Source organism: Pseudomonas cyclaminis (assembly GCF_015163715.1).
GTDB classification, from domain to species: domain Bacteria; phylum Pseudomonadota; class Gammaproteobacteria; order Pseudomonadales; family Pseudomonadaceae; genus Aquipseudomonas; species Aquipseudomonas cyclaminis.
The window spans coordinates 1-3,533 of record NZ_JADDUM010000324.1 but is presented as its reverse complement, the minus strand read 5'-3'; the positions used below and the strand labels follow the sequence as shown (position 1 = coordinate 3,533).

Here is a 3,533-nt window from a genome sequence, read left to right as displayed (position 1 = left end):
TCGGCGCCCTGGGCACTGGCATCGGCCAGCAACAGCGCGGCCGGGCGCGCCACTTTGGACAGGCGCAGCTCATCCATGGCCCCGGCGAACGGCAAGTGCGTGCTACCGGCTTCCGGCAGGTCGGCGCCCACCGCCAACGGCGTGTTGAACGCCGGCATGGCCACCGCAAGGCTGGCGGTTTCACGGCCGTTGACATACAGCGCGACTTTTTCACCCTCGGCGGTGAACGCCAGGTGCTGCCATTGGCCGGGGTTCAGCGGCTGGGTCGAGACGGCGCGCTGGCCGTCGATGTCCACAAACGGCATACCCTGGTTCAAGCCCAGCAACAGGCTGTGGGCGCCGTCGCGACGGGCCAGGACGATTTGCTCGCCACTGGCCTGATCCAGGCGCAACCAGGCGCTGACGGTAAAAGCACCACCTGCGGCGTGTTGCAGCGATGGGCTGGCCGGCAACATCAGCGGCTGGCCGCCGAACTGCAAGGCGCGACCGATCACGCCGTCGATGCTCGCACCGGTGGCGTTCAACGCGGTGTTGGCGTAGGCGGTGGTGTCCCGTGGCGGCGTCGCATTGGCGCCGTCAAAGTGATAGAGCGCGGTGTAATTGGGGTCAAATGCCAGCTGGCCGTTAGCAGTGGCCGGGGCCTTCTGGTTGCCGTAGTACATCCACAAATCCTGGCGTTGACCACCTTCGACCTTGGGCACATCGACCCAGATCAGCGCCATGCCCATCAATGGATCAAAGCTCTCGATCTGGTGATTGAACACGGTCTTGTCATCGGCACTAACAAAGCGCAGGTCGCTGCCGTCGTCCTTGACCCCGTCAAAGGTGAAATTGCCGGTGTGCAGGCGCACCAGCAGCGCGGTGCGCCCCAAGGCCTGATTGATCGCGGCGCCTTGGGCGGTGGTGTCTACCGAGATCTGTTTGCGGTAGTGCCAATCGTCCTGCCACCAGGCGTGGGCGGTGGCCGGGAGCGCGAAGCCCAGGCAGATCAACAGGCTCAGAAATAGGCGTTGCATGGGTGAAGTCTCCGGAAGAAAAAGTCAGAACGTCGCCTGCACACTGAAGTGCAGTCGCGAATCCTGTTTCTGGGTGTTCGGTCCATCGAGCAGCGGGTAGCCCCAATCCAGGCTGCCGGACAACCATTTGCTCAAACTGGCGCGGGTGCCCAGGCCGACACTGGCCAGGCTGTATTCGTCTTCTTGCTCGGGCAGCGGGTCTGCAGGCGCAGGCGCGCACCTTCGGCGAACGCGTAGAAGCGCCACTCCTGCACATAACTGCCGAGGAACTTGGCCAGGGACGGCGTGCGCAGCTCCTGGGACAGCAGCACGCCTTCATCGCCGGTGCGTTCCGCCGCCAGGTAGCCGCGCACCGAAGTGGCGCGCCGGCGGAATACTGCTCGTTGGACACCAGCGGCCCCGAGGCCAATTGGAAACCGGCCTTGGATGCCGACTGCCAGTCGTTGGCGAAGGTGTAGCTGTAATTCAGATCGCCCTTGAGCACGGCAAAACTGGCGCTGGCCTTGTAGCGCTTGTAATCGAATTCTTCGGCGTCGCTGCCGTAGCCAAAGAAGGCGCGGGTGCCAACCACCAGGTTCAAGCCCAGGCCCAACTGGGATTGCTCGGTGTAGCGGTAGCCGTTGTAACCCAGGGTGAACGGCGCGTACTTGAGCGGCACCTGGTCGCTGCTGGAACCGAATTTCATTTGCTCGTCGAAGTCTTTGAAGTCGATACCGAACGAGAAAGAATTGGCCCAATTGCCGGCGGCCGGCAGGTTGTAGATCGCCGACACCCCGTAGGAATGGCCCTTGCCGAGCACGTTGCTGCCACCGATCGTGGCGATATTGCTGTCGGACTGGTAGCCGGAGAATTGCAAGGTCCAGCGCTCATCCAGCGGCGCGCTGTAGGAGCCCGACCAGACCTTGGCGTTGTCGGTGTCCTGGGGCGCGGTGAAGTACGTCAGGGAAATGCTGTGGCCCAGTTGCCACAGGTTGTCATAGCCCAGGGTCGCGACCGAGCGCAGCTTCTCGGTGTCGGCGCTGTAGTCGTTGTTCAGGCCGATACTGGCGTGCCAGGGGTTCTGGTCTTCCACCTGCAAATCCACATCCATGGTGCCGGGGCGCTGGCCTTCGCGCACCAGCGGCGTAACCTGGCGCCCGGCACTGCGGTTGAGCCCGGCCAACTGGGTTTGCACGCTGGCAAAGTCCGGCACCGCGCCCTCCTCCAGGGCCGGCACTTGCTCGCGGATTTCCACCGGTGAGTAGTGCTTGGCACCCACCACCCGCACCCGGCCAACCTTGGTTTCGCTGACTTGCAGGTAGACGATGCCGTCATCGACCTTCTGCTCCGGCAGCTCCACAAACACCGACTGGTAACCGCGTGCCTGGTAGATCTTCTGCAGCGCCTCACGGGCGCCTTCGATATCGTCGAGGGTCTTTTGCGGGCCCAGGAAGGGGTATACCGCCTCCTCGATGGTGGCCGCATCGAGCACGGTATTGCCGCGCACGAAGTACTCGTTGACGTCCACTTTGCGTGCCGGTGCCGCGTCCTCCGCCAACGCGGGGTGGACCATGGCCCCCAGCGTCAAGCAGCACAGCACCAGCGTTGATTTGAACAGATGCTCCACACCGCCCCCTGACGTTCTAATGGTTATCGCCGCTGCCACCGGCACGGCGCCCGGCCGGCTCAATTGCTGGCGGTCGAAGTGTTGCCGTGCCGGGCCAGCCAGGTGTGCAGCAAGGCGAAGTTCAACGAGAACTCCGGCATGTGCAGCAAGGCGCCACAAAACACGTCACCGATGATTTTCTGGATGAGCTGCACCGCCCGCGGGTTGTTGAGCAGCGTGGCGATGTCACGGGTGAGCACATGGATGCTCCAGACCTTCTGGTTCAGGTCCAGGCCGACGAACCAGCGGAACAGCAGGTTGTAGTTCAGCTGTTCATGCAGTTGCTGCTCGCTGGGCACCGAGTACAGCAGTTGCAGCAGCAGGATCTGCAGCACGGTCTGCGGCGCGATCAACATCGAAGGCTCGGCCACCAGCCAGTCGCGGTGCTGGTCGAGGACGTCGTCGATCTGCGGGCGCAGCAACACCAGGGAATGGCCGGCGGGGATGTAGCTGGAGACTTCCTTCAACGCGCCCTGCCAATCGTCCTGGGAGACGATCCACACCCAGGGTGCGCCGTAGCGATAGACCGACACCGGCTTCTTGCGCGCGGCTTCGACGATCTTTGACAGGCGCTGGTCGAGCTCCTGCATGCCGACTTTTGAATAACGTTCCATAGATCCCATTGCCCCACTCCTGGCGTCCTGCTGGCGGCTTTGAAAACACCTGAGTGGTGTTCTTGAGCGCGTTACACAGGAGAGACGGGGGTGGGCGTTGACTACCGAACTTTTGTCATGAAAGCTTCATTTTTTGTGTTCTTGGGGGGTGGGTGAATATCCGTTTCTTCGGTAACGGCTGCTTACGGTTCCGCCCTTACGGCGGCTCACTTTTGGAAGAGCCCAAAAGTAAGCAAAAGGCTCTTGCCCCAACACTCG

The 3,533-nt window shown here is 62.6% G+C and carries 2 protein-coding genes and 1 pseudogene; all 3 read right to left on the bottom strand.

The annotated features are described in order from the left end of the window. Positions 1 to 1,016, bottom strand: a 1,016-nt coding sequence (locus tag IQK56_RS29645; RefSeq protein WP_193901944.1) for a DUF2341 domain-containing protein, incomplete at its 3' end; no start/stop codon positions are given. Between the two features lie 24 nt (positions 1,017 to 1,040). Continuing rightward, positions 1,041 to 2,622 (bottom strand): annotated as a pseudogene (locus tag IQK56_RS29640) (ShlB/FhaC/HecB family hemolysin secretion/activation protein). A gap of 59 nt (positions 2,623 to 2,681) precedes the next feature. Further along, on the bottom strand, positions 2,682 to 3,275 hold the full coding sequence (locus IQK56_RS29635; protein WP_122306134.1) for a transposase: 594 nt from the start codon (positions 3,273 to 3,275) through the stop codon (positions 2,682 to 2,684). Between the last annotated feature and the right edge of the window lie 258 nt (positions 3,276 to 3,533).